This window comes from Bradyrhizobium sp. SZCCHNPS1003 (assembly GCF_032381555.1).
Lineage (GTDB): Bacteria > Pseudomonadota > Alphaproteobacteria > Rhizobiales > Xanthobacteraceae > Bradyrhizobium.
The window spans coordinates 229007-252594 of record NZ_JAUHIU010000005.1 but is presented as its reverse complement, the minus strand read 5'-3'; the positions used below and the strand labels follow the sequence as shown (position 1 = coordinate 252594).

General features: G+C 66.8%; 22 protein-coding genes and 1 pseudogene. 11 read left to right on the top strand and 12 right to left on the bottom strand.

Features of this window, described 5'->3' with window-relative positions:
* Positions 1-53: 53 nt before the first annotated feature.
* Positions 54-3545, bottom strand: a complete 3492-nt coding sequence (locus tag QX126_RS10880) for an indolepyruvate ferredoxin oxidoreductase family protein (RefSeq protein ID WP_315780863.1) — start codon at positions 3543-3545, stop codon at positions 54-56.
* Between the two features lie 317 nt (positions 3546-3862).
* The gene (locus QX126_RS10875; protein ID WP_315737635.1) at positions 3863-4507 is read right to left on the bottom strand and encodes a trimeric intracellular cation channel family protein; all 645 of its coding nucleotides are present in this window, start codon (positions 4505-4507) and stop codon (positions 3863-3865) included.
* Positions 4508-4662: 155 nt separating this feature from the next.
* Between QX126_RS10875 and QX126_RS10870 the strand changes: the two genes are divergently transcribed.
* Complete coding sequence (locus QX126_RS10870; RefSeq protein ID WP_315780861.1) at positions 4663-5067, top strand: hypothetical protein; 405 nt, start codon at positions 4663-4665, stop codon at positions 5065-5067.
* A 172-nt stretch (positions 5068-5239) separates the two neighbouring features.
* Complete coding sequence (locus QX126_RS10865; RefSeq protein ID WP_315714522.1) at positions 5240-5557, top strand: hypothetical protein; 318 nt, start codon at positions 5240-5242, stop codon at positions 5555-5557.
* A gap of 103 nt (positions 5558-5660) precedes the next feature.
* Here the strand turns inward: QX126_RS10865 and QX126_RS10860 are convergent, their stop codons facing one another.
* On the bottom strand, positions 5661-6479 hold the full coding sequence (locus tag QX126_RS10860) for an isocitrate lyase/phosphoenolpyruvate mutase family protein (protein ID WP_315780859.1): 819 nt from the start codon (positions 6477-6479) through the stop codon (positions 5661-5663).
* Positions 6480-6527: 48 nt separating this feature from the next.
* Complete coding sequence (locus QX126_RS10855) at positions 6528-6842, bottom strand: NIPSNAP family protein (RefSeq protein WP_315780857.1); 315 nt, start codon at positions 6840-6842, stop codon at positions 6528-6530.
* Positions 6843-6917: 75 nt separating this feature from the next.
* Between QX126_RS10855 and QX126_RS10850 the strand changes: the two genes are divergently transcribed.
* Positions 6918-7616, top strand: coding sequence for a winged helix-turn-helix domain-containing protein (locus QX126_RS10850; protein WP_315737631.1), 699 nt, complete (start codon positions 6918-6920; stop codon positions 7614-7616).
* Between the two features lie 124 nt (positions 7617-7740).
* Positions 7741-7866 (top strand): annotated as a pseudogene (locus tag QX126_RS10845) (alpha/beta hydrolase); the annotation flags it as partial.
* A 62-nt stretch (positions 7867-7928) separates the two neighbouring features.
* Here QX126_RS10845 and QX126_RS10840 read toward each other — a convergent pair.
* From QX126_RS10840 to QX126_RS10830, 3 genes are all read right to left on the bottom strand, one after another.
* The gene (locus QX126_RS10840; RefSeq protein ID WP_315780855.1) at positions 7929-8288 is read right to left on the bottom strand and encodes a twin-arginine translocation signal domain-containing protein; all 360 of its coding nucleotides are present in this window, start codon (positions 8286-8288) and stop codon (positions 7929-7931) included.
* Between the two features lie 448 nt (positions 8289-8736).
* Positions 8737-9201 carry a hypothetical protein gene (locus QX126_RS10835; RefSeq protein WP_315780852.1) on the bottom strand — a complete coding sequence of 155 codons (465 nt, stop codon included), beginning with the start codon at positions 9199-9201 and terminating at the stop codon, positions 8737-8739.
* Between the two features lie 231 nt (positions 9202-9432).
* Positions 9433-10965, bottom strand: a complete 1533-nt coding sequence (locus tag QX126_RS10830) for an acyl-CoA carboxylase subunit beta (protein ID WP_315776609.1) — start codon at positions 10963-10965, stop codon at positions 9433-9435.
* A 125-nt stretch (positions 10966-11090) separates the two neighbouring features.
* Here QX126_RS10830 and QX126_RS10825 point away from each other — a divergent pair, with 125 nt between their 5' ends.
* The 5 genes from QX126_RS10825 (at position 11091) to QX126_RS10805 (ending at position 16685) form a co-directional block, all read left to right on the top strand.
* Positions 11091-11528, top strand: coding sequence for a DUF4260 domain-containing protein (locus tag QX126_RS10825; RefSeq protein ID WP_315780850.1), 438 nt, complete (start codon positions 11091-11093; stop codon positions 11526-11528).
* Between the two features lie 42 nt (positions 11529-11570).
* Positions 11571-13172: an alkaline phosphatase D family protein gene (locus QX126_RS10820; protein WP_315780848.1), complete on the top strand. Its 1602-nt coding sequence runs from the start codon at positions 11571-11573 to the stop codon at positions 13170-13172.
* 853 nt (positions 13173-14025) lie between these two features.
* A complete protein-coding gene (locus QX126_RS10815) occupies positions 14026-14865 on the top strand; it encodes a DUF3883 domain-containing protein (protein WP_315771166.1) in 840 nt (279 codons plus the stop codon).
* A 211-nt stretch (positions 14866-15076) separates the two neighbouring features.
* On the top strand, positions 15077-16099 hold the full coding sequence (locus QX126_RS10810; RefSeq protein WP_409997752.1) for a dienelactone hydrolase family protein: 1023 nt from the start codon (positions 15077-15079) through the stop codon (positions 16097-16099).
* Between the two features lie 100 nt (positions 16100-16199).
* Positions 16200-16685 carry a hypothetical protein gene (locus QX126_RS10805; protein WP_315780844.1) on the top strand — a complete coding sequence of 162 codons (486 nt, stop codon included), beginning with the start codon at positions 16200-16202 and terminating at the stop codon, positions 16683-16685.
* Positions 16686-16843: 158 nt separating this feature from the next.
* On the opposite strand, the gene blaOXA is transcribed toward QX126_RS10805, so the two are convergent.
* The 4 genes from blaOXA to QX126_RS10785 form a co-directional block, all read right to left on the bottom strand.
* Positions 16844-17662 carry an OXA-1091 family oxacillin-hydrolyzing class D beta-lactamase gene (gene blaOXA / locus QX126_RS10800; RefSeq protein WP_315737622.1) on the bottom strand — a complete coding sequence of 273 codons (819 nt, stop codon included), beginning with the start codon at positions 17660-17662 and terminating at the stop codon, positions 16844-16846.
* A gap of 79 nt (positions 17663-17741) precedes the next feature.
* The gene (locus QX126_RS10795; protein ID WP_315780842.1) at positions 17742-18023 is read right to left on the bottom strand and encodes an EscU/YscU/HrcU family type III secretion system export apparatus switch protein; all 282 of its coding nucleotides are present in this window, start codon (positions 18021-18023) and stop codon (positions 17742-17744) included.
* Positions 18020-19669 (bottom strand): flagellar hook-length control protein FliK, encoded by a 1650-nt coding sequence (locus tag QX126_RS10790; RefSeq protein ID WP_315780840.1) that lies wholly within the window; start codon positions 19667-19669, stop codon positions 18020-18022. Before QX126_RS10790 ends, QX126_RS10795 begins: the two co-directional genes overlap by 4 nt.
* A 61-nt stretch (positions 19670-19730) precedes the next feature.
* Positions 19731-20513 carry an ATP12 family chaperone protein gene (locus tag QX126_RS10785; RefSeq protein WP_315780838.1) on the bottom strand — a complete coding sequence of 261 codons (783 nt, stop codon included), beginning with the start codon at positions 20511-20513 and terminating at the stop codon, positions 19731-19733.
* 89 nt (positions 20514-20602) lie between these two features.
* Here QX126_RS10785 and QX126_RS10780 point away from each other — a divergent pair, with 89 nt between their 5' ends.
* Positions 20603-21043 carry a hypothetical protein gene (locus QX126_RS10780; RefSeq protein ID WP_315780836.1) on the top strand — a complete coding sequence of 147 codons (441 nt, stop codon included), beginning with the start codon at positions 20603-20605 and terminating at the stop codon, positions 21041-21043.
* 19 nt (positions 21044-21062) lie between these two features.
* Here QX126_RS10780 and QX126_RS10775 read toward each other — a convergent pair whose 3' ends face one another.
* Positions 21063-22451, bottom strand: a complete 1389-nt coding sequence (locus QX126_RS10775; protein WP_315780834.1) for an RluA family pseudouridine synthase — start codon at positions 22449-22451, stop codon at positions 21063-21065.
* Between the two features lie 106 nt (positions 22452-22557).
* Between QX126_RS10775 and QX126_RS10770 the strand changes: the two genes are divergently transcribed.
* On the top strand, positions 22558-23505 hold the full coding sequence (locus tag QX126_RS10770; protein WP_315737617.1) for an alpha/beta hydrolase: 948 nt from the start codon (positions 22558-22560) through the stop codon (positions 23503-23505).
* Positions 23506-23588: the final 83 nt, after the last annotated feature.

Here is a 23588-nt window from a genome sequence, read left to right as displayed (position 1 = left end):
AGATGGTGGGCACGCTGCGCTTTGCCCACCCTACGAACTTGGCTCGTAGCGCCCTACTCCGCCGCCATCTGTCGCGGGGCTGGCGGCGGATTGGCGAGGTCGGCGGCGAGCTGGGCGTAGCGCGCTTTCGCGTCGTTCACCGCCTTCTCCTTCACGGGACCATAGCCGCGGATGCGATCGGGCAGCGACAGCAGCTCGACGGCAATCTCGACATTGGCGGGCGACAGCAGATTCAGCGCGGTGGCGACGTCCTTCTCGTAACCGGCGATCAGGTCGCGCTCCATCTTGCGCTCGGCGGCATAGCCGAAGACGTCCAGCGGCGTGCCGCGCAGGCCCTTCAGCCTCGCCAGCAGGCGGAACATCTTCATCATGCCCGGCCCAAAGCTGCGCTTCTTCGGCCTCCCTTGCGGATCGAGGCCGGAATTGAGGATGGGCGGCGCCAGGTTGAACGAGACCTTGTAGTCGCCCTCGAACGCGTCATGGAGCTGCTTTTCGAAGCTGCCGTCGGAGAACAACCGCGCCACCTCGTACTCGTCCTTGTAGGCGAGCAGCTTGGCATAATTGATCGCCACTGCGCGCGGCAGCGCCTCGCCGTACCCGCCCTTGTCGGCGGCCTCTCGCACCTGATCGACCAGCTTGCGGTAGCGCTTGGCGAGCCGCGCATTCTGATAGCCGGTGAGCAAGGCCATGCGATGGGCGATGATCTCGTCGAGCGTCATCGCCTCCAGCGACTTCGGCGGCACCGCCTCGTCCTTGCCGGTCATCATGTCGGCGAGCCGCTCCGGGTTGACCACCGCGAGGCGGCCGAGCCGGAACGCCTCGGTGTTCATCTTGATCGCGACGCCGTTGATCGCGATCGCCTTCTCGATCGCCTCCGCCGACAGCGGCAGAAGGCCCTTCTGATAGGCATACCCCATCATCATCATGTTGGTGGCGATGCTGTCGCCGAGCAGCGCCTCGGCCGGCTTGGTGAAATCGAGGAAGCTCGAGTCCTTGTGCAGCGCCGTTTCCAGCAGGCTCGTCACCTTGCGGTTCTGGAAATTGAAGTCGCGGTTGAGGACGAAATCGGCGGTCGGGATCAGATGGCTGTTGATGACGCCATGGGTGCGCGCGCTATCGCACAGCGTGATCGTCTCCTTGGCGCCCGCCACCACCTCGTCGGCGGCGATGACGAGATCGGCCGTGCCGGTGACGATACGCGAGCAGGTCACATCGGCGGTGTTCTCCGACAGGCGCACATGGCTGAGCACCGCGCCGCCCTTCTGCGCGAGGCCGGACATGTCGAGGATCATCGAGGCCTTGCCCTCGATATGGGCGGCCATGCCGAGCAGCGCGCCGATCGTCAGCACGCCGGTGCCGCCGACGCCGCCGACCGCGACGTTGTAGGGCCGCTCCAGCGACGGCTTGGTCAGGGGCTCCGGCATCACGCCGATGTCGCCGAGTTCGGCTGGGGCGCGGCTGCGCGGCTTGCCGCCGTCGATCGTGACGAAGGACGGGCAGAAGCCCTTCACGCAGGAATAGTCCTTGTTGCAGGAGGACTGGTTGATGGCGCGCTTGCGCCCGAGCTCAGTCTCCAGCGGCTCGACCGAGATGCAGTTCGACTGTACCGAGCAGTCGCCGCAGCCCTCGCAGACGGCCGGATTGATGAAGACGCGGCGCTGCGGATCCTCCATCGTGCCGCGCTTGCGGCGGCGGCGCTTCTCGGCGGCGCAGGTCTGCACGAACACGATCGCCGAGGCGCCCTTGGTCTCGCGGAGCGTCTTCATGACGTTCTCGAGCTCGTCGCGATGCGCCAGCTTGACGCCGGGCGCGATGCTGTCGGCCGGATAGGCGTCGGGATTTTCCGAGACCAGATAGATCTCGCGGATGCCCTCGGCATGGAGCTGGAAGGTGATCTGCTGCGGCGACAAATCGCCGTCATGGCGCTGGCCGCCGGTCATCGCAACCGCGTCGTTGTAGAGGATCTTGTAGGTGATATTGGCCTTGGAGGCGATCGACTGGCGGATCGCGAGGCTGCCGGAGTGGAAATAGGTACCGTCGCCGAGATTGGCGAAGATGTGCTTCTCGTCGGTGAACGGTGCGATGCCGACCCAAGGCACGCCCTCGCCGCCCATATGGGTGAAGGTCTCGGTGTTGCGGTTCATCCACAGCGACATGAAGTGGCAGCCGATGCCGGCGAGCGCACGGCTGCCCTCGGGCACCTTGGTCGAGGTGTTGTGCGGGCAGCCCGAGCAGAAATACGGCGTGCGCGCCACCGGCGAGATCAGCTGCATCTGCGAGGCGTCGCGGCCGTTGAACCAGTCGGCCTTGGCGCGCAGCATCGCCTTGATCTCGGGATTGAGGTCGAGGCGGAGAAGACGCTCCGTCAATGAGCTCGCGAGCGAGGCGACGGAAAGCTCGGTGGCAAACGGCAGGAAGCGCTTGTCGTGCTCGTCCATCTTGCCGACGATGCGCGGGCGGACGTCGTCGCGCCAGTTGAACAGCTCCTGCTTGACCTGGTTCTCGACGATCTCGCGGCGCTCCTCGATGATGAAGATCTCCTCGAGGCCGACCGCGAACTGCCGCACGCCTTCCGGCTCCAGCGGCCAGGGCATGCCGATCTTGTAGAGCCGCAAGCCGATCTTGGCCGCGACCTCCTCGGTGATGCCGAGCTCGCGCAGCGCCTGACGGATGTCCTCATAGCTCTTGCCGGACGCCATGATGCCGTAGCGGGCATTCGGTGAGTCCATCGTGATGCGGTTGACCTTGTTGGCGCGGGCAAAGGCGATCGCGGCAAAGCCCTTGTAGTCCTGCAGCCGGCGGTCCTGGTCGAAGCGATCGTCGGGCCAGCGCAGATTGAGACCACCCGGCGGCATCTCGAAATCGGAGGGAATGACGAACGGCGTCATCTCGTCGTTGAGGTTGATCTCGGCGGTGGTCTCCACCGTCTCGGTGATCACCTTCATGCCGACCCAGCAGCCGGAATAGCGCGACATCGCAATGCCGAGCAGGCCCATCTCGATCATCTCGTGGATCGAGGACGGGTAGAGATAGGGCATCAGCGCCGAGATGAAGGCATGGTCGGACTGATGCGGCACGGTGGAGGATTTGGCGCCGTGGTCGTCGCCGGCCAGACACAGCACGCCGCCGTTCTTGGCGGAGCCGGCCGCATTGCCGTGGCGAAACACGTCGCCGCAGCGGTCGACGCCGGGGCCCTTGCCGTACCAGATGCCGACGACGCCGTCATACCTGCCGCCGGGCGACAGTGCGAGCTGCTGCGAACCCCAGATCGCGGTCGCCGCGAGGTCCTCGTTCACGCCGGGCTGGAACTTGATGTTGTACTGCTCGAGATGCTTGCGGGCGGAGAACAGCTGCTGGTCGTAGCCGCCGAGCGGCGAGCCGCGATAGCCGGAGATGAAGCCGGCGGTGTTGAGGCCGGCGGCGCGGTCGCGCCGGATCTGGGCCATCGGCAGCCGCACCAGCGCCTGGATGCCGGTCAGGAAGATGTGGCCGGAGCTTGCGGTGTATTTCTGGTCGAGATTGATCTCGCTCTCGTTGAGTCCCATTCCGCCCTCTTGCCGTGCTTTACCGGGGTGCGCGGCTGCCGCCGGCCGGCGGAAGCGCGCGTTCTGCCAATCATTTATGTCTGCTTTTGAAGAATGCGCATCACAAATCTCGTTTGCGCAGGGCAGCCAACCGAAATCGCAATTTCGTGGCGGGAGCCGGCCGCGGCTTTTGCGGTTTGTGTCGAAAACCCCCGCCGCCGCGAAATGGGATGATGCGTGCCATGGCTTTGGCGGCTCGGCGGACGGTTACTGAAGCGTTGTGGCCGGCGCGATTCCGGCACCAAACGAATTGTGCGATGCGACAAGACCGCCGCCGTTCATCCCCGATCGTCGCCCGCAAATACGAAGCGCGGCATGTTCCATTTGTAGCGGATCGCGAGCAGCCGGAACGACAGTCCGAGCGCGAAGGTCAGCGCCGTCCACCATCCGCTGGCGATGCCGAGCGACAAGCCGGTCGCATAGACCAGGCCCGTGACGAGGGACACGCTGGCGTAGAGCTCGGCGCGAAACAGCAATGGCACGTCATTGCACAGGATGTCGCGCAGCACGCCGCCGGCGCAGCCCGTGATCATCCCGGCGACGATGACGATGCCGATCGGCACGTTCATCTGCCAGGCGATGTCGCAGCCCGTCATCGTGAACACGACGAGGCCGACCGCATCGAGAACGAGGAACGCCATGGTCAGCCTGTGAACCAGGCGCGCCATCGCGATCGTCACGAACGGCGCCAGCACGGTCAGCAGCAGCAAGGACGGCCGCTCGACCCAGGCAAGCGGATAGTGGCCGAGCAGCACGTCGCGCAAGGTGCCGCCGCCGAGCGCGGTGATCGCCCCCAACAAGCAGACGCCCATCCAGTCCATGCTGCGGCGTCCCGCCGCCAGCGCGGCCGTCATCGCCTGCGCCGCCAGCGCCACCCAGGTCAACAGATGCAGCACGCTGTCACCGGGCGGCAGGTTCCACATGAGGTGAACTCCAGAAGTTCCAATAGAACGAGAATCGCAATGCTCGCGAGGAACCTTAGCGCGCCGTGCAACGATACAAATTGGGATTCGCGCAGGTTTCGCGGAACGGCCCGGAGCCGCCCTGGTTGTCAGGTGACAATCACCAGGAGGATGAGATGGCCAACGAACGGCTTCCCAACGAACGTTATCCCGACGGCATGAACCGTCCCGACATGTCCACACGTCCCGACATCACTGGGGCTGGAATGACGGGAACAGATTATGAGCGCACGCCGCCAGTGGACAACCGGCTGCAGCCCAATCTCGAGCCGACGAACGCCTCCAGCTCGACGGGCCGCATCGCGGCCTATGCCCTGGGCATCGCGATCCTGCTCGGCGCGGTGTTCTACGGCCTGAACAACATGTCGATGCGCAACGACCAGGCGAGCACCACACCGGCTTCGCAATCGGCCTCGACCACCAAAGATAACACCTCGACCGGCATGACGACCGGCGCCGCGGGAGATCGCACCACACCGCCGCCGGCGGCCCCGAGCGACAAGCCCAACGCCGTCAAGTAGTCTCGCGGACGGCAATCAGCGGTCTCACTCCTGGGCGGCGGGTGAGCAATCATCCGCCGCCGCTTTTTTGGCGAGTCCTCCAACAAATTACGCGAAGTGTGCGAGGGCCGCCGTGGAACCATAGCAGCGCGAACCGATTGGCTCATTGACACTCTCACCCAGGAGATACGTAATGAAAGCTCTCTCCATAGCTATCGCAGCCGCGGCAAGCACGCTGGCCGTGACCGCCGCTTCGGCGGCACCGATCTCTCCCGCAGCCTCGGCGGTCCCGCAACGCGACATCCAGAACGTCCGGATGGTCTGTAACGAGGAAGGCCGCTGTTGGCGCGAGCGCAGTGAACGCCGCGTCATCATTCAAGGCGAAGATCGCGATTCCTACGCGTACGCTCCGCGCGAGCGCTACATCGAGCGGCGCGGCTATGAAGACCGCGGCGGCATCGGCTTCCGCGCTCCGGGCGTGAGCGTCGGCATCGGGACGGATCGCTACTAAGCGATTTCCGCGAACTCAGACTGAAAAGCCGCGGCAGAGTCCGCGGCTTTTCTACAGGCGGATGAGATCGGGATCTGCGGGAGGCCGGGCGCGCAGCCTGATCTCAACCGAAGATCCTGTTCAGCTCGCCGCCGGGATAGCCGTTGGCCAGTTCGGTGAAGGTGCCCTGCTCGGCCATCTCCTTGGCCGCCCGGATGAAGCCGGCCCAGGCCATCCGCGCCAGCGAACCGCCGACGCTGATGCGGCGCACGCCGAGCTCAGTGGCTTGCCCCAACGACAGGCCGGAAGCGCCGATCAGAAGGTTGACCGGCTTGGGAGCCACGGCTTTCACGACCGCAGTGATCTCCTCGATCGTCTTTATCCCGGGCGCGTAGAGACAATCCGCGCCCGCTTCGGCATAGGCTGTGAGGCGGTCGGTCACGAGCTTGAGGTCGGGCTTGCCCCAGAGAAACGCCTCGCAGCGGCCGGTCAACAGCACGTCGGCGCCGGTCGCATCGATGGCCTGCCGGGCCGCGCGGATACGCGCGATGGCGAGCGCGCGCTCATAGAGCGGATCATCCTTGTCGCCCGTGGAATCCTCGATCGACAGGCCGGCGACGCCGGTCGCGACCGCGCGCGTGACGTTGGCCGCCACACCCTCCGGCGCATCGGCGAAGCCGCCCTCGAAATCGGCATTCACGGGAATGTCGACGGCGGCGCTGAGCGATTTCAAATGGGCGAGCACCTCATCCAGTTCGACCTTGGTGTCCGCCTTGCCAATCGACCACGCGAACCCGGCGCTGGTGGAGGCGATCGCGTTGAAGCCGAGATGCTGCAGCATCTTCGCCGTGCCGATGTCGAACGGGTTCGGCAGCACGAAGCAGCCGGCCTCGTGCAACTTGCGAAAGACCGCGCGCTTGTCCGCCGTGTTGGTCACCGTCATGTCATCCTCCCATGCATCGTCGCGTTGTGTGGCAGCATAGAGCCGCGATCATTGCGCCGCCACGACATTGCGCAAGAATGTTCGCTCTTCGCCCAGAATGAGCTTGTGCTCCTCGGCCAGCGCGAAGTTCGCCCGGCCCTCGGCATCGCCGCGCAAGGTCGCGCGATAGCGCTCGTAAGCCGCGAGACTGTCGAATGAAATCAGGCCGTAGGCGATGTCGTTGGTGCCTTCGTGAGGCATGAAATAGCCGATCAGGTCGCCGCCGCAGCGGGGAATAATCAACAGCCAGCGCTTCGCGTAGGCCTCGAACACGTCGCGCTTGAACGGATCGATGCGATAGCGGATGAAGACGGTGATGGTCATGACAACCTCCGGTGAGTTCTGTATCATCGACACTATCCGCTTGCCGGGCGAGAATGCTTCGTCTAGCATCGAAGTATGAAATCAGGTCCGGACATTGCGATGGTGGCGGCGCTGGTCGGCGATCCCGCCCGCGCCAACATGCTGACTGCGCTGCTCTCGGGCCGTGCGCTGACCGCGACCGAGCTCGCCCAGGAGGCCGGCGTGACGCCGCAGACGGCGAGCTCGCATCTTGCCAAGCTCGAAGGCGGCGGCCTGATCGAGCCGGAGAAGCAGGGTCGTCACCGCTACTACCGGCTCGCCGATCCCGACGTCGCCGACGTGCTGGAGAAGCTGGCCGGCCTCGCCGCGCGCGCCGGCCACATGCGGGTGCGCACCGGACCAAAGGAGCCGGAGCTGCGGCGCGCGCGCATCTGCTACGACCACCTCGCCGGCGATCTCGGCGTGCAGATGCTCGACAGCATGACGCGGCAGAAGCTGGTGCGCCGGCGCAAGCAGGAGATCGTGCTGACCGAGGACGGCGAACACTTCCTGGCGCAGCATCTGCGGATCTCGCCGGAAATGCTGGCGCATCCCCGCCGGCCCGTCTGCAAGGCCTGTCTCGATTGGAGCGCGCGGCGGCATCATCTCGCGGGCACGCTTGGCGCAGCGTTGATGAAGCGCTTCACCGAGCTGAAATGGGCGGCGCGCGATGCCACCCCAGGCAGCCGCGTGGTGAATTTCAGCCGCGCCGGCGAAAAGCATTTCGCGGCGCTGTTCGGTCCGGCCGAAGACTGACGATCACGCGCTCTTTATCGCAGCGCCTTCCTGCCTTGCGGCCAAAACCAACGCGGGGCACGGAACGACCATCTCATTCCCGTCTTTGCTGGAATCTCCATGTCCCGTTTCGCCGGGCGCGACAATCGCCGCGAAAGCGAGCACCGCATCGCAGAGGACAACGCCGCGCGAGCCCTACGGCATCAATCTCGAAGGCTTCCCTACCCCGTACCCGGTCAGCCTGCTGCCTCTGTTCAATGACGGCGAGCAGAACGCGCCGGAGGCCCCACTCGCGACGGAAGCAGCGCTTGTCATGAGGCAGCTGTGCCGACATCACCAGTGGTGACGACGGTGCCAACGGCGGCGCCAGTGCCGATGATGGTGATGCCAGCCCCAATGACGGCGCCGCCAACCCCAATGCCGCCGGCGCCAGCCCCAATGATGGCCGTGACCATGGTGTCCGTGATGATGACCGTGATGCCCCCAGCGAACCTGCTCCGGCGCGAGCCGATCGGCCTCATCCTGCGAACCGACCGCGCGCTCGACGTGCTGATCCCTTGCTGAAGGCGCCGCTTCGTTCAGCGGCAACGGCGAGAGCGGCGCAGCGACCGCATCGGTGGTGCGGAGCACGGCGCCGGCCGCCGCCGCGCAGCCGAGCCCGAATGCCAGCTTGAGGAAATTCCGTCGTTCCATCGCACGCCTCCATGATCCACGAGCCAGAGCATGAAGTGAGTATTCGGCCGATCACCTGAACGTGAGCTGAACTGGCGCATGCCCGCGACACCACCATGGCTCTGCCACCTTCGCCGATCTTGGTGCGCGCCGCCGGCCGATCACTCCTCGACCGCCTGCGCCAGCACGAAGCTCTCACGCGTCCGCGTCACGTACGACGAAGATGGCTGACGGCGTCGAGTTGCCTCCGGTCCGTGTTGGTGTCGTCACGGAGCACGATCAAAAACGCGACCTTGCCGTCGTCTCGATCATCGCCGCGCGATGACGGGAGACTATCAAAATCAACGAGGCCCGGAGTGCCTAGGAGTCCGGGCCTCGTCACCTCGCGACCTCGCGCGAGCGAAGCCGGTCGGTATTCAATAAAATCTAGCGCCTGTTCACACGGATCGCATTGAGCTGGCTCAAAACGTCAGTAGCAGCGCGTGATCGTGACGGAGTGATCGCCGCCGCGGCGGCCCGGTACCGTCACGGTCTGCATCGGACAGCTCGACACATAGGGGCGATCGGACGGCACGACATTCGGCGGATAGCGGTGAACCCAGTCCCACGGGACGTCATACGTATAAGTGTAGCGCACGTCGGCCGATGTGTGCTCGGGGATCTGCTGCGGCACGGGCTCGCCAGGGCCGCCATAGGCGAAAGCGCCGGCGGCCGGCAGATAGGAACGATAGCCGCGGTGGTGACGGACGAAGGGCCGCGCGCCAAGCGCCGGCGGGACGACCTGGCTCGGCCCCGCCTGACCGGCGGCAACGGGCGCAGCCACCGCGGCGCCGGACTGGGCCGACGCGGCCTCGGAGGAGAACATCAGCGCGGCGGCTGCCGCGCAGACGACCAGAACTCTGGAATTCCGATATGCCGATGTTCCGACAGCCATGATACGTGACCCTACTCTTCTGACCCACCAGCGATCGATAAATGCTAGGCCAGCGGCCCAGTTCCCGCAAACCCATCGTTAAAGGTTAGTTAAGCCGTAAGCTTAACGCCAGTGGGCGGAAACGGCGCAGATTGCCGCGCCGCTCCGGCGGCAGCGCGCTGCGGTCGCCGGACTTCGTCAAATACGAAGGCGACACGCCGGTGCACTGCCCTCCCACTTCGTCACTCCCCCTCAGAGCGGCAGATTGTCGTGCTTCTTCGCCGGCATCTCCATCTTCTTGTCGCGGAGCATCGCCAGCGCACGGGCGATGCGGCGGCGGGTGGAGTGCGGCATGATGACGTCGTCGATGTAGCCGCGCTCGGCGGCGATGAACGGCGACAGGAAGCGGTCCTCGTATTCCTTGGTGCGCGCGGCGATCTTCTCCGGGTCCGCCATGTCGGCGCGGAAGATGATCTCGACCGCGCCCTTGGCGCCCATGACCGCGATCTGCGCCGTCGGCCAGGCGTAGTTCATATCGGCGCCGATCTCCTTGGAGGCCATGACGTCGAAGGCGCCGCCATAGGCCTTGCGGGTGATGATCGTGACCAGCGGCACCGTGCACTGCGAATACGCGAACAACAGCTTGGCGCCGTGTTTGATCAGGCCGCCATATTCCTGCGCGGTGCCCGGCAGGAAGCCCGGCACGTCGACGAAGGTGACGATCGGGATGTTGAAGGCGTCGCAGAAGCGGACGAAGCGCGCCGCCTTGCGCGAGGCATCGCTGTCGAGCACGCCCGCCAGCACCATCGGCTGGTTGGCGACGAAGCCGACGGTGCGCCCCGCAATGCGACCGAAGCCGGTGACGATGTTCTTGGCGAAGCCTTCCGCGATCTCGAAGAAGTCTCCCTCGTCGACGACCTTCAGGATCAGCTCCTTCATGTCGTAGGGCTTGTTCGGATTGTCCGGGATCAGCGTGTCGAGCGACATGTCGACGCGCTCGATGTCGTCGAAGCTCGGCCATTCCGGCACGCCGTCGGTGTTGTTCGAGGGCAGGAAGTCAATCAGCCGGCGCATCTGCAGCAAGGTCTCGACGTCGTTGTCGAACGCGCCGTCGGCGATCGAGGAGCGCGTCGCGTGCACCGAGGCGCCGCCGAGCTCTTCCGCGGTCACGACCTCGTTGGTGACGGTCTTCACGACATCTGGGCCGGTCACGAACATGTAGCTCGTGTTCTTCACCATGAAGATGAAGTCGGTCATGGCCGGCGAATAGACGTCGCCGCCGGCGCACGGGCCCATGATGACGGAGATCTGCGGGATCACGCCGGAGGCCAGCACGTTGCGGCGGAACACATAGGAATAGCCCGCGAGCGCCGCGACGCCCTCCTGGATGCGGGCGCCGCCGGCGTCATAGAGGCCGATGATGGGCGCGCGCGCCTTCATCGCCATGTCCTGCAGCTTGGTGATCTTCAGCGCGTGGGTCTCGGACAGCGAGCCGCCGAACACGGTGAAGTCCTTGGCGAACACGAAGGTCTTGCGGCCGTTGACAGTGCCCCAGCCGGTGACGACGCCGTCGCCCGGGACCTTGGTCTTCTCCATCCCGAACTCGGTCGAGCGGTGCTCGACGAACATGTCGAACTCCTCGAAGCTGCCCTTGTCGAGCAGCAGCTCGATCCGCTCGCGGGCCGTCAGCTTGCCGCGGGCATGCTGCGCCTCGATGCGCTTCTCGCCGCCGCCGAGCCGCGCGCCGGCGCGCCGCGTCTCCAAGGTGTCCAGGATGTCCTTCATGCGCGTCCCGCCCATTCCCGATCTCGTGAGTGTTGGCGGCCTTCTAACACGGCTATTTCGGAGGCGAAAAGCGGCTTTCGGACGGGCCGCCCCTCCTCCCACAGTTCGGAATTGGAAGCAGAATCATGGATATGGCCGCTCGACCAAGCCTTGCCGATCCGGCTGACGACGCAGCCCGGGGCGCCGTGCGGGGCGGCGTCCGCCTGCTGTTGCGGCTCGAAGGGCTGGTGCTGGTGGCCGCGGCAATCGCCTTCTACGCCCATCGAGGGGACTCGTGGTGGCTGTTTGCGGCCCTCTTCCTGGGGCCCGACCTCAGCTTTGCCGGCTATCTCGGCGGCTCCCGGATCGGAGCGGCCGTGTACAACGCCGCGCATGCCACGCTGCTGCCGACCGCCCTGCTCGCGGTCGGACTGGCGCTCGGCGTGCCGCTGGCGACCCAGCTCGCCACCATCTGGCTCGCCCATATCGGCGTCGACCGGCTGGTCGGCTACGGCCTGAAATACACCGACGGCTTCGGCTTCACCCATCTTGGCCGGATCGGGCCTGCCGCGCCGCGAGGCTGAACGCCGGATGCAGGGACCTGCCGCGACGGGTAGGATGCCGGCATGATCCGATTCCGAGACATGGCCGGCCTGGACCGGCGCAGCCTGCTGCGCGGCGCACTGCAGGCCGGGCTGGTGACGTTCGGCGCGCCGCTGGCGCGCACGGCGCTCGCCCAGGCTCCGCCGCTGAAATCCAACCCGTTCACGCTCGGCGTCGCCTCCGGCGATCCCAGCCCCGACGGCTTCGTGATCTGGACCCGGCTCGCGCCCGAGCCGCTGCAGCCGCGTGGCGGCATGATCGCGCTGCCGCGCGAGGTGAGCTGGGAGGTCGCGACCGATCCGGCGATGACGACCATCGTGCAATCCGGCATTGCGATCGCCCGCATCGAGCTGGCGCACTCCGTCCATGTCGAGATCGAGGGCCTCGCTCCGGCCCGCGACTATTTCTATCGCTTCCGCCTGCCGGAGGCGGAGAGCCCGATCGGGCGTGCGAGGACCTTTCCCGCCGCCGGCGCCGACGTCGCGCAGATGCGGTTCGCTTCCGCCGGCTGCCAGGAATGGGACCGCGGCTTCTACACGGCGTGGCGTGCGATCGCGCAGGACCATCTCGACTTCGTCTTCCACTATGGCGACTACATCTACGAGAATGCGTACGCCGCCGAGTCCAAGGGCGTGGCGCTGCCGCGCACCATGCCGAAGCATTTCGCCACCTGCTACACGCTGCCGGAGTACCGGCAGCGCTATGCGCTCTACAAGACCGATCCCGACCTGCAGGCCGCGCACGCCGCCTGCCCGTTCCTGCCGAGCTTCGACGATCACGAGGTGATGGACAATTGGGCCGGCGATCGCGACAAGCGCGACACGCCGCCGGAGGCGTTCCTGTTCCGGCGTGCCGCCGCCTTCCAGGCCTGGTACGAGCACATGCCGGTGCGCCGCGCGCAATTGCCGCGCGGACCCGACATCCTCGCTTTTCGCCGCCTCGCCTTTGGCAGGCTCGCCGACATCGCCGTGCTCGACACCAGGCAATACCGCTCGAAGCAGCCCTGCGGCGACGGCATCAAGGCCTGCCCCGAGGCCGACGAGCCGAGCCGCACCATGATGGGCGCGCAGCAGGAGCGGTGGTTCGCCGAGGGTCTGCGCGGCAGCCGCGCAACCTGGCAGGTGCTGGCACAGCAGGTGATGTTCGCCCCGCTCGACTGGCGCTCGTTTCCGTGGCTGCCGTCGTCGGACGTGCCGCTGTGCAGCCTCGACAAATGGGACGGCGCCAGCGCCGCGCGCGACCGCGTCATGCAGATGCTGCGCGAGGCCGGCATCACCAACACCGTCGTGCTGACCGGCGACCTGCACAAGGGCGTCGCGCTCGAGCTGAAGCAGGATTGGCGCGATCCGGCCTCGCCCTGCGTCGGCGTCGAATTCCTGGCGACCTCGATCTCGTCGGACGGCGACGGCTTTGCGCGCTACGACAACGAGCCGACATTGTTCGCCAACAATCCGCATCTGAAGTTCTTCAGCAACCAGCGCGGCTATATCAGGCATGTCGTGACGCCGGCCCGCTGGCAGGCCGACTACCGCGTCGTCGACCGCATCAGCGTCGCTGACGGCACCGTGTCGACCGCGAAATCCTTCGTCACCCTGGCCGGCAAGCCGGGGCTGGCCGACGCCTGAGGCGACGCGCGCGCGGCAAGGCCGCCGCCGCGTCGTGTGGCGATCTGCTCGCTGACAGCAGCCGGTCGTCCTGCCGCGTAGGGTCGAGGTCATGACTGGGGCGCACCGTGCTTGGCGTGATCGCACCCGGAGAGATTTCGCTTGAAGTCGCCGCTTCGAGGCATGACGTCGCGATCCCCGCGGCGGAGTGCGCCCGGGCTTTGCTTGAGTTCGTCCCCTTCCGTGGAAGAAGAGGCGCAAGGAAGGCCGGGAGCCTGCCGCCCCCATGGCCCCCGTGCAGAGAAAATGCACGGGGCAGGAACCACAGGTTCGGCTGGGACTTCCCGGCCCTCCCTGCGCGATGGTTTGAACGGGTTATACGTGATCTCCCCGGGGACCGGCTTGATTGCCCCCGTCGCCAGCGGATCATCCCCACCGACTTGGCCTCAGCACCGGGAGGCCAGGACCACACGATTTCGCCGTCGCATCGCTCCGTTCGTCGGCCCGATCGTGAGACCAGGCTGCAGACCGACACGCCCACCGCATCCCCGGCCCGACGTTCGTGACGATCGCGAAACGTCCCTCTTGGCGGGCCGGGATGCGCGGAAATGTGGAGGTGATTTGCCCGACGGTGCAAGTGATCAGTCCGCGACAAACTGGCACGACGGGCAGTTCGGGCATGGATGATATGCGAGGATTGCCCGTCGGGCAGAGGCCTCCTCTCTGTCCATCGCTTTCTGGACAACTATGACGACGCCTCTCCACGCCATAATCGAATTCGCCAGCAAAGCTGAGCCTGCTGGCCAGCTCGGGCACCTTAAGCTATGGTTGCGTGTGAGGCAGGCGGCTCCTCACATCCTGCCGAAGGGCATCTATGGCTGGCGCCTGGACCGATGAGCAGAACGACGCCATTGTCGCCGATTATTTCGCGATGCTCGCGGATGATGTCGCGGGGAGACCGTACAACAAAGCCGAACGTAACCGTGCCGTGCAGGCATCGACCGGCCGAACACACGGTTCGATCGAGTACAAGAATCGAAATATCAGTGCCGTACTCAAGGGGCTCGGCGAAGAATGGATCGCTGGCTACAGGCCCGCCTTCAATTTTCAGTCCTCACTCGAAGTTGCCGTAGCTCGCTGGCTGGACCGCAACCCGGAATGGCTCGCACGAACGACGCGGGCAGCAGCGATCTCATTAGGATCAGGCTATGGGGAGCCTCCGCCACTGTGGATCGGACCGCCTCCAACACACAGCAACGCGCCTCCCCCTGAAGAGCTCGAACAGATGGTGGTGATTGCCAGAAAATATGATGTGGGGGCACGGGACGCGCGCAATCGCGCGCTCGGCCGCGCCGGTGAAGAACGCGTTCTGGCCCATGAGCGCTCAACTCTGCTGGCCGCAGGCCGGACCGATCTCGCGCGCCAAATTCGATGGGTTTCCGACGTCGATGGCGACGGCGCGGGCTATGACATCAGGAGCTTCGAACCCGACGGTCGAGAACGGCTCATCGAGGTTAAGACGACGAACGGCTGGGAACGCACGCCATTTCACATCACTCGAAATGAGCTCGCGATTGCCGAAGCGTATCGCGACGACTGGCTCCTGGTGCGACTATGGAATTTCGCCCGAGATCCGCGAGCCTTCGAGTTGCGACCTCCCCTCGAAGCGCATGTCTCGTTGATGGCGACGAGCTATCAGGCTAGCTTTCTGTAGCGATCAAATCCCGCAGCGCACCACACGCTGCGTTGTCCACCAGTCTCGCTCTTCGCAGGTCGTGACGCCGTTTGACAGCTCCGTGATCCCTCGTTCTACTTGGTTGCCAAGCCGCAACAAGCGGCGAGCCAGGAGGACGGTCATGGAGCGACATAATAGTGCCGCGCCGTCGGCGCTTGATGCGCCCGCTCGTTTCAGACTTACCGACGCATTGCCTCGAGCCGCTCGACGATCGCTGCGGCTGACGGCAGCGACCGTCGTCACGATCCTGCTGACCGCGGCCGGTCTCAGCCTCTGCAGCCGCGCCCATGCCCAAGGCATCTCCAAGGACACGCCTGCCCGGATCGAGATGTATCCGATCCCCTCGCTCACGCTGTCCGACCGGCAGTTCCTGTCCGGCGACGACAATGGCAAGCCGGTCACGGTCGTGGGCGAGCTGCGCGTCGCGCAAGGCAGCGGCCGGCTGCCGGTCGTGGTGCTGATGCATGGATCGGGCGGCGTCGGCGGCAACATCGCGGCCTGGAGCCGCACCTTCAATGCGATGGGGATCTCGACCTTCGCGATCGACGGCTTCACCGGACGCGGCATCACCGCCACCAGCACCAACCAGGCGCAGCTCGGCCGGCTCAATTTGATCATGGACATCTATCGCTCGCTCGACGTGCTGGCGAAGCATCCGCGCGTCGATCCCGAGCGCATCGTGCTGATGGGATTTTCGCGCGGCGGTCAGGCGGCGCTGTATGCGAGCCTGGAGCGTTTCCACAAGCGCTGGAACAATTCCGGGCTGCAATTTGCCGCCTACATCCCGTTCTATCCGGACTGCTCGACGACCTATGTCGGTGAGACCGATGTGGTGGCGCGGCCGATCCGGATCTTTCACGGCGGACCGGACGACTACAATCCGGTGCGGACCTGCAAGGCCTATGTCGAGCGGCTGAAGGCAGCGGGCCGCGACGTTGCGCTGACCGAATATCCAGACTCGCCACACGGCTTCGACCTCGGCCTGCTCGGCGCCAACATGCTCGCCGTCGCGCCGAAGGCGCAGACCGTGCGCAACTGCCGCATCAAGGAGAGCGACGGCGGGATGCTGATCAATGCCGAGACGCAGCAGCCCTTCACCTATCAGGACGCCTGCGTCGAGCTCGATCCGCATGTCGGCGGCAATCCCGCCACCGCGGAGGCCGCGCGCCAGGCGGTAACGGACTTCCTGCGCACGCTGTTCAAACTGTCGTGAGCAAAAATAGAACGATTTGGATCAATTCTTGAGGTGACAGATCGAACGCATCGGGTGTTCCTGCGTTGTCGCTCACTTTTCGACGATGAAACGGAGCCCGATGATGCGCGCCTCTCGCCTTGCGATCCCCACTTTGCTGACTGCCCTTGTTCTGGCTGGCGCCGCCCATGCCGCGCCGGCCTCGCCGTTCCGGGGGCTGGAAGGCTCCTGGAGCGGCGGCGGCGTACTCAGCATGTCCGACGGCAACCAGGAGCGGCTGCGCTGCCGCGCGGCCTACGACGTCGGCGGCGCCGGCGAGCAGCTCCGTCTCAATATCCGTTGCGCCAGCGACAGCTACAACATCGATCTCTCCAGCGACGTCGCCTATCGCGGCGGCGAGATCTCGGGGCAATGGAGCGAGGCGAGCCACAATGCGTCCGGCACCATCGAGGGCCGCGCCGTCGGCAACCGCATCGAGGCCCAGGCGCGCGGGCAGACGTTTTCGGCCGGGCTGTCGCTGACGACGCAGGGACGCCGGCAGACGGTGTCGATCCGGCCGGCGGGCACGGAGATCACCGGCGTCAATTTGGAGCTGTCGCGGCGGTGACGAGAATGTAGGGTGGGCAAAGGCGCGCAGGAGCGACGCTTGCGTCGCTCCGAGCACCGTGCCCACCGCGCCGGGCAAGACGGTGGGCACGGCGCGCGACGGCGTCATCTACGACTAAGAATGTGCCTCGCGCCTTTGCCCACCCTACTGTCAATCACCTACAGCGCGCCGATGTCCTTCAGGCAGGCCTGCGCCAGCGTCATGCGGTCCGCAACATGGCGCTCCTCGGGGCAATCCATGTTGAGCGCGAACACGGTGGGCTGGTCACCCTTGTCGACCCAGCCAACCATCCAGCCGAGCGCGCCCTGCTCCTTCCCCAGCAGCCCCGACTTGAAATGGATCACGGCCTCGCCGACCTTGGTGGTCGGGATGATGTCGCGGGTCAGATCCTGGCTGCGCTTCGACACCGGCAGCGCGCCGCGCCTGAGGCGATCGATGAAATCGACCTGCTCGACGGGATCGATGCGAAGCGCGCCTGTCAGCCAGAACTGGTCGATGCCGCCGCCGATATCGTGATTGCCGTAGTCGAGCTCCTCGAGATATTTCTGCATGCGCTCAGGACCGATCCGGCGCGCGATCTCCTGATAGACCGGGACGGCGGAGACCGCGATCGCGCTGCGCAAGGTGTGATCCTTGTTCCAGGCCTCGATCGATCTCGTGACGCCATCCCATTTGAACACGTCCTTGTCGGGATCCTCGACGACGCCGGTCTCCAGCGCGATCAGCGAATTGGCGACCTTGAAGGTCGAGGCCGGCAGCTTCGCCTCGCCGGAGCGATCGGTGTCGCTGGCGATGATGAGATAGTCCTCGACCTTGTAGGCCAGGAACGTGCCCTTGGTGCCCTCGTCGGTGAAGCGCTTGACGAGATCGCCACGGACCTCGTTGCGCGGCGGGGCGACATGCGCGAGCGAGCGCGCGGGCAACAGGCTGGCGCCGGCCATCAGGGCAAGCGCATGGCGGCGGCTCATCATGGACATCGCAAGTCTCCGTCGTCGTTCGCCCTCCCTACCACACGGCGGTGACGACCGACGCATGACGGAGATCACAAATGCGGCGCTAGCGCATCGGACGCGACAGATTGAGCACGAACACCAGCACCTCGGCGACGGCCTTGTAGAGCTCCTCCGGGATCTCGTCGCCGAGCTCGACATTGGAGAGCGCGCCGGCGAGCACCTCGTTCTCCTCGATCGGGATGTCGTGCGCCTTGGCGACCTCGATGATCTTGGCGCCGATCGTGCCCTTGCCCTTGGCGACGACGCGCGGGGCGCCCAGGCCCTTGTCATAGTGCAAGGCGACGGCGAGCTGGGTCTTGTTGGCGGCCTTCACCTCGATGCTCATAGCGCGCGATCCAGGAAATGGCCGGCCTTGGGCGGCATCACGGCCGGCGGCGCGCCGTCCTGCACCACGAGATCGCCCGGCGACAGCTCCGCGCGGCTGAGGGCTTGGCTGAGTTCGGAGAGACCGGCGCGCAACCGCGCGGCGGTGACCGGACGCTCGGCCCACATCCGCACGGAGGTGCGCTCGGCGCTGAAGCTGATCATGGCATGCACCGGGCCGGCCGGCTCGACGTCGAGCGAGAAGCGCGCCCGCCAGACGCGCTTGGCCGCGTCCGGCGACTGCGTGCCGCCGTCACGCGAGATCTCGAACTGTGCCATCGCGGTCCCTTGCGGGGTGGCGAAGGGAATCTCGAAATTCCAGCGCGGCAGCGCCGGATCGGTGCGCGCGGTCGAGGCGTCCGGGCGATCCGGCAGCGAGGCGACCTGCAGCAAGGTCTGGCGCGACAGCGCCTGGTCGGTCTCGTCGAGCAGGCGGTGCGCGATCGCCGGCAGCGGCGTGTCCGGGCCGAGCGTCGCCGTCGCCACGGCCTGCGGCATCGGCGCAGCCCCGCGGAACGGCGGCGGCGGCGTGTTGGTGCGCACGACCATTTCGGCGCGGCCATTGGCGTTGCGTCCGGGAACGAGGCCGGCGGCACGCGGAATCTGCTGCTGCGCTTCCTGCAGCACGGCCAGCACCGTGCCGGGCGTGAGCGACTGCGCCTTGGCGCCCGTCAGGGTCTCGATCAGCGCCGAGCCGGTGAAGCCGGCAGACACGGTGTCGGGCCGCCCCATTGCCGTTGCCCAGGGCTGGGGCGGCAGCTCGATCTCGATGTCGGGCACCAGCGAGGGTGCAGCGCTCTGTTGTTGCGCGGCGGCGGCGCGGCCGGCCTCGGACAGCACCGAGGCATAGGAGCCTCCCGGCGACGCCGACGTCGAGGCCGCCATGCCGGGATCGACAGTCTGCAGCACCGTCGCCAGCGTCTGGCGCAGCACGATCAGCGCCGCCTTCAGGTCGGGCGTGCCGGCGCCGGCGGTGCCATTGGCGAGCGAGGATTCCAGAAACAGGCCGGAATGCCGCACCGCGCTCTGCACATCCTCCGCGGTCAGCGCCGGCGATAGCTGGGTCTGCTGCGCCAGCACCTGGGCCACGGCCGCGCGCAACGCCGGCGGAAGATTGGGTGCGTCGACGACGGCCTGGAGATCGGCGAACAATTGGCCCTGGCTGCCCTGGCGGGTCGCCGCCTCCTCGCTGGCGATCGACAATGCGAGCCGCTCCAGCCCGGTCAGCGGATCCGGCGTCGGGGGCAAGGTTGGCGCCAGCCGGCCGGTGACGTCGACGACGGTGGCCGCCGGCGTCGGGGTGCCACTGGTTCCAGTGGCAGCGCTGCCGCCCTGGCCGACGATGGCGAGCTGCAGCCCCTGCGCGGTCTGCGACACTGCGACCTGCACGGTCTGGCCGGCCTGCAGCGGCAGCTCGCTGGCGAGCTCCATCGACAGGTTTCCGATCGCGACCTGGACCAGGTTCTCGGCGAGCACCTGCTGCACCCTGGCGCTGAGCAGCGCACCGGCCTGTAGCGTGGTCGCGGCCTGCGGCGCGGTTCCGGCCGGCGAGCTGCCGACGCCGCGGACGGCGCTCACGGAAGGCGACGGGGTGACACTCTGGACCATGCGCGTACTCGGGTTACGCGCAGAGCCTAGCGGGTGCCCCTAAACCCGGCGTTAACCGGCCTCAGAGCACGGCGTCGACCGCCCGGAGGATGCGGACGGCGGCCTCGTAGTCGATCTGCTTGGCGGCGCGGCGGCTCATCGCCTCCTCGTCGGCCCCCCATTGCGCGACGTTCCAGTCCTCGTCGACATGGGCTGCCGCCCAGACCTGGCCGGGGTCGCGCACCCCATGCACCAGCGCCAGCGCCAGCAGCGCCGAGCCGGTCAGTGTGGTGACGACATGCGCCGCCGCCACCGTCCACGGGCCGGTCGGCAGCGCGCCCCGCGCCGCCTGCACCGCGGCGCCCGGCTGGGTCACATGCATGATGCCCTCGGACAGGATGAAATGCGCGCCCAGACGGTCGCGCGCCCAGTCCAGCACCGGGTCCCAGTGCTCGGCCTCGCGCGCGACCAGCCCCTCGGGATGGCCGGCGCGGTAGAACAACAGGTCGGACTGGAGATATTTGGCGATGTCCTCGCGCACGTCGTCGGTGCGATCGACCACTGACTGCACGACGCTGTTGGCGAACCGCGTCAGCGGCATCGTGGCGGGATCGATGCTGTCGCCCTGGGCCTGCCACTCGGCGGCCACGGCCTCCGCCAGCTCCCCGGCGGGAACGATGACAACGCGCCCCGACGGCGTGCGGATCGGCCGACCGTCAAGGGTCACGTTGAAGCCGCCCTCGGCGGCGGCGGTCCCGGCCTCCTTGTAGAAGCGCTTGCGCAGCGGCGTCCGCATCGCCTGGCGCGCCGATTCCTGCGGATCGAGCGGCGACCGGCCGACGACGTCGTCAAACAGTTCACGCATCAGAATTCCAGCCCTCTCACGGGATGATCACACGGGATCCGTCGTTTTCGCGCTAGATAAGCCCTGTCCGTCCGAAATGCGAGCTGCCGATGCGCGCCCTGCTCTCCGCTCTCGTCCTGCTCGGCGGTGCCGCCCCGGCCGCGGCCGGCTTCCGCACCCCGGAATCGCTGCTCCGCAATGTCTATGCCCATTACGGCCAAGGCGTGCCGGAACTCTCCGCCGGGCTGCCGCGGACGGCCGAGGTCGCCCGGCAGTTCTTCGATCCGAGCCTCGCCAAGGCCTGGACCGCCCCGCGGCGCGAGCCCTACGACTTCCTGGTGCAGAGCCCGCGCTGGAAGCTCGGCCCGGTCGCGATCTCGATCCTGCGCCGGCAGTTCGACAAGACCTATGTCGCCGCCAGCTTCGACAATCAAGGCCGCCGCATCACCCTGAACTTCATCGTCGTCAAGGGACCGGACGGCTGGGTCATCCTGGACGTCGAGACGCCGCACGATTCACTGCGGCTGTTCCTGGAGCAGTTCCGGAACTGAGCGGCTGCGTAGATGCCGCTCACTCCTCCGGCGCGTTCTCGATCGGGTCAAAGCGGTCGTGCTCGAGCCCGAGCAGATTCCACGACTGCAGCATGTGCGGCGGCAGCGGCGCGGTGGCGTCGATGACGCCGCCGCGCGGATGCGGGATGACGATGCGGCGCGCCAGCAGATGCAGCCGGTTCTGCAGGCCGCCGGGCAGCGCCCAGTTCTCGATGTTGAAATATTTGGGATCGCCGACGATGGGGTGGCCGATATGGGCCATGTGCGCGCGCAACTGATGGGTGCGCCCCGTGACCGGCTTCAAGGACACCCAGGCGAGCTTGTTGGCCGAGGCCTCGACCACGGCGTAGTAGGTCACCGCGTGGCTGGCGCCCTCGTCGCCATGCGCGGCGACGCGCATGATGGTATCCTCCTCGCTCTCCTCCTTGGCGAGATAGGTCGAGATGCGGCCCTGCTTCGGCTTTGGCACGCCGGCCACCAGCGCCCAATAGACCTTGCGGGCCGAGCGATGGCGGAACGCGCCGGTCAGATGGGTCGCCGCAAAGCGGGTCTTGGCGATCAGCAGACAGCCCGAGGTCTCGCGGTCGATGCGGTGCACGAGCCGCGGCTTCTGGCCCTTGGCGTCGCGCATCACCTCCAACATCTGGTCGATGTGGCGGGTCATGCCGGAGCCGCCCTGCACCGCAAGCCCCGCGGGCTTGTTGAGGACGAGCACGTCGTCATCCTCATACAAGGTCATCGCCTTCAGGCTTTCGAGCGTCTTGCGCTCGCCCTCGGTGAGGCCGGCGCGCTCCCTGGGCGCATCGAGCTTGAGCGGCGGAATGCGCACGCTCTGGCCCTCCTCCAGGCGATCCTTGGAGTCGGCGCGCTTGCCGTCGACGCGCAGCTCGCCTTTGCGGACGATGCGCTGGATGTGGGAGAACGACAGGCCGGGGAAGCGCGCTTCGAGGAAGCGGTCGACGCGCATGTTGTTCTCGTCGGCGGTGACGACAACGGTCTGCACCTTGGTCGGCAGCACTGGCGTCTCGGGCTCGGGCTTCTTCGGCGGCGGTGCGGCGACCGGCTTGCGCTCGGCCCGCTCGGCGCCAAAGCGCACGGGCTTGCCGGCACTGGCGCGCTTGGCCGGCGGCCGCTCGCGCGACTCGAACGCGTCGCGACGATCCTCGCGCTCGGCGCGCGGGGCGCGGACGCGATCGCCCTTGCCCCGACCAAACTCGCTACGCGGTGCCGCCTCGCGCTCGCCGGCAACACGCTCGCGCCGCGGCCGCTCGCCATCCGGACGCTTGGATGGCTCGCGCTTGGCTGGCGCGCCTGCGCTGCGCGCAGCCTCGGCCTTCGGCCGCTCACCCTTGCGGCGGTCGGCGGGACGGTCGGATTTGCTCTGGGTTCGCTTGATGCGGCGGCTCATGGCAGGTTGCGTATCTCAAAAGCCACTGCCAGTCACGGCGAAATCGGGATAAATCGGCCCGACGAGGCCTTGCCCCGCGAAATCGGACGTGATCGGAGCGAATTGAATGACGCTGACGAAAGTGGCCCTGACCATCGTAGCGACCGCGCTGACGCTGGGTGCCGCGCAAGCTCAACAAAGCCCGATGCCCGACGACATTGCCTGGAAGCTGATCGAGATCGGCCGGGCCATCGACCCGCCGAAGACCGCCGCGATCTACGCGCCGCTGCAGGCCAGGGAACCCTACATCGGCGTCAAGGTTCAGCGCGATGTGAGATACGGCACGGCCGAGCGCAATCTGCTCGACGTCTTCACGCCGGACAGCGCCGCCGCGCCCCGCCCGATCCTGATCTTCGTGCATGGCGGCGCCTTCATCGGCGGCAACAAGCGCACCACGCCGGACGGCCCGTTCTACGACAACATCATGCTATGGGCCACCAAGCACGGCTTCGTCGGCATCAACATCACCTACCGCCTGGCGCCGAAATTCCCCTGGCCCGCCGGCGTCGAGGACGTCGCCAGCGCGGTGCAATGGGTGGCCGCCCACGCCGCCGAGAACGGCGGCGATCCCGCGCGCATCTATCTGATGGGCCATTCGGCCGGCGCGGTGCACGTCGCGACCTATGTGGCGCATCCCGAATTCCACAAGGTCGCCGGTGGCGGCCTTGCGGGCGCGATCATGGCCTCGGGCGTCTACGACCTCACCGCGACGCCGCTCGGCGACCAGGAGATGGCCTATTTCGGCACCGATCCCTCGCGCTTCAAGGAGCGCTCGTCGCTATCAGGCCTGCAGGCCTCGAGCCTGCCGCTGATGATCGCCTCCGTCGAGCTCGACCCGCCGCGCTTCGTCGAGCAGTTCGACCTCCTGAAGCAGGCCGCCTGCAAGCGGCCTGCGGGCTGTGCGCGCGCGGTGATGCTGCCGCAGCATAGTCACATGTCGGAGGTCTACTCCATCAACACCGAGGACGACCGGCTGACGCGGGAGATCGTGGAGTTCGTGCAGAGCGGGAAGTAAGCTAACGTTCTGCTGTCACCGCAACGACGGCAGCTCTCTCAACCTAGGACGCGCCGGGTCGTCGGGCGCGTCCTCCGGCCCTA

What these genes read in the sequence shown, in the direction of transcription:
- QX126_RS10880 (WP_315780863.1), bottom strand. Translation starts at nt 3,545, where the DNA reads ATGGGACTCAACGAGAGCGAGATCAATCTCGACCAGAAATACACCGCA.
- QX126_RS10875 (WP_315737635.1), bottom strand. Translation starts at nt 4,507, where the DNA reads ATGTGGAACCTGCCGCCCGGTGACAGCGTGCTGCATCTGTTGACCTGG.
- QX126_RS10870 (WP_315780861.1), top strand. Translation starts at nt 4,663, where the DNA reads ATGGCCAACGAACGGCTTCCCAACGAACGTTATCCCGACGGCATGAAC.
- QX126_RS10865 (WP_315714522.1), top strand. Translation starts at nt 5,240, where the DNA reads ATGAAAGCTCTCTCCATAGCTATCGCAGCCGCGGCAAGCACGCTGGCC.
- QX126_RS10860 (WP_315780859.1), bottom strand. Translation starts at nt 6,479, where the DNA reads ATGACGGTGACCAACACGGCGGACAAGCGCGCGGTCTTTCGCAAGTTG.
- QX126_RS10855 (WP_315780857.1), bottom strand. Translation starts at nt 6,842, where the DNA reads ATGACCATCACCGTCTTCATCCGCTATCGCATCGATCCGTTCAAGCGC.
- QX126_RS10850 (WP_315737631.1), top strand. Translation starts at nt 6,918, where the DNA reads ATGAAATCAGGTCCGGACATTGCGATGGTGGCGGCGCTGGTCGGCGAT.
- QX126_RS10840 (WP_315780855.1), bottom strand. Translation starts at nt 8,288, where the DNA reads ATGGAACGACGGAATTTCCTCAAGCTGGCATTCGGGCTCGGCTGCGCG.
- QX126_RS10835 (WP_315780852.1), bottom strand. Translation starts at nt 9,201, where the DNA reads ATGGCTGTCGGAACATCGGCATATCGGAATTCCAGAGTTCTGGTCGTC.
- QX126_RS10830 (WP_315776609.1), bottom strand. Translation starts at nt 10,965, where the DNA reads ATGAAGGACATCCTGGACACCTTGGAGACGCGGCGCGCCGGCGCGCGG.
- QX126_RS10825 (WP_315780850.1), top strand. Translation starts at nt 11,091, where the DNA reads ATGGATATGGCCGCTCGACCAAGCCTTGCCGATCCGGCTGACGACGCA.
- QX126_RS10820 (WP_315780848.1), top strand. Translation starts at nt 11,571, where the DNA reads ATGATCCGATTCCGAGACATGGCCGGCCTGGACCGGCGCAGCCTGCTG.
- QX126_RS10815 (WP_315771166.1), top strand. Translation starts at nt 14,026, where the DNA reads ATGGCTGGCGCCTGGACCGATGAGCAGAACGACGCCATTGTCGCCGAT.
- QX126_RS10805 (WP_315780844.1), top strand. Translation starts at nt 16,200, where the DNA reads ATGATGCGCGCCTCTCGCCTTGCGATCCCCACTTTGCTGACTGCCCTT.
- blaOXA (WP_315737622.1), bottom strand. Translation starts at nt 17,662, where the DNA reads ATGTCCATGATGAGCCGCCGCCATGCGCTTGCCCTGATGGCCGGCGCC.
- QX126_RS10795 (WP_315780842.1), bottom strand. Translation starts at nt 18,023, where the DNA reads ATGAGCATCGAGGTGAAGGCCGCCAACAAGACCCAGCTCGCCGTCGCC.
- QX126_RS10790 (WP_315780840.1), bottom strand. Translation starts at nt 19,669, where the DNA reads ATGGTCCAGAGTGTCACCCCGTCGCCTTCCGTGAGCGCCGTCCGCGGC.
- QX126_RS10785 (WP_315780838.1), bottom strand. Translation starts at nt 20,513, where the DNA reads ATGCGTGAACTGTTTGACGACGTCGTCGGCCGGTCGCCGCTCGATCCG.
- QX126_RS10780 (WP_315780836.1), top strand. Translation starts at nt 20,603, where the DNA reads ATGCGCGCCCTGCTCTCCGCTCTCGTCCTGCTCGGCGGTGCCGCCCCG.
- QX126_RS10775 (WP_315780834.1), bottom strand. Translation starts at nt 22,451, where the DNA reads ATGAGCCGCCGCATCAAGCGAACCCAGAGCAAATCCGACCGTCCCGCC.
- QX126_RS10770 (WP_315737617.1), top strand. Translation starts at nt 22,558, where the DNA reads ATGACGCTGACGAAAGTGGCCCTGACCATCGTAGCGACCGCGCTGACG.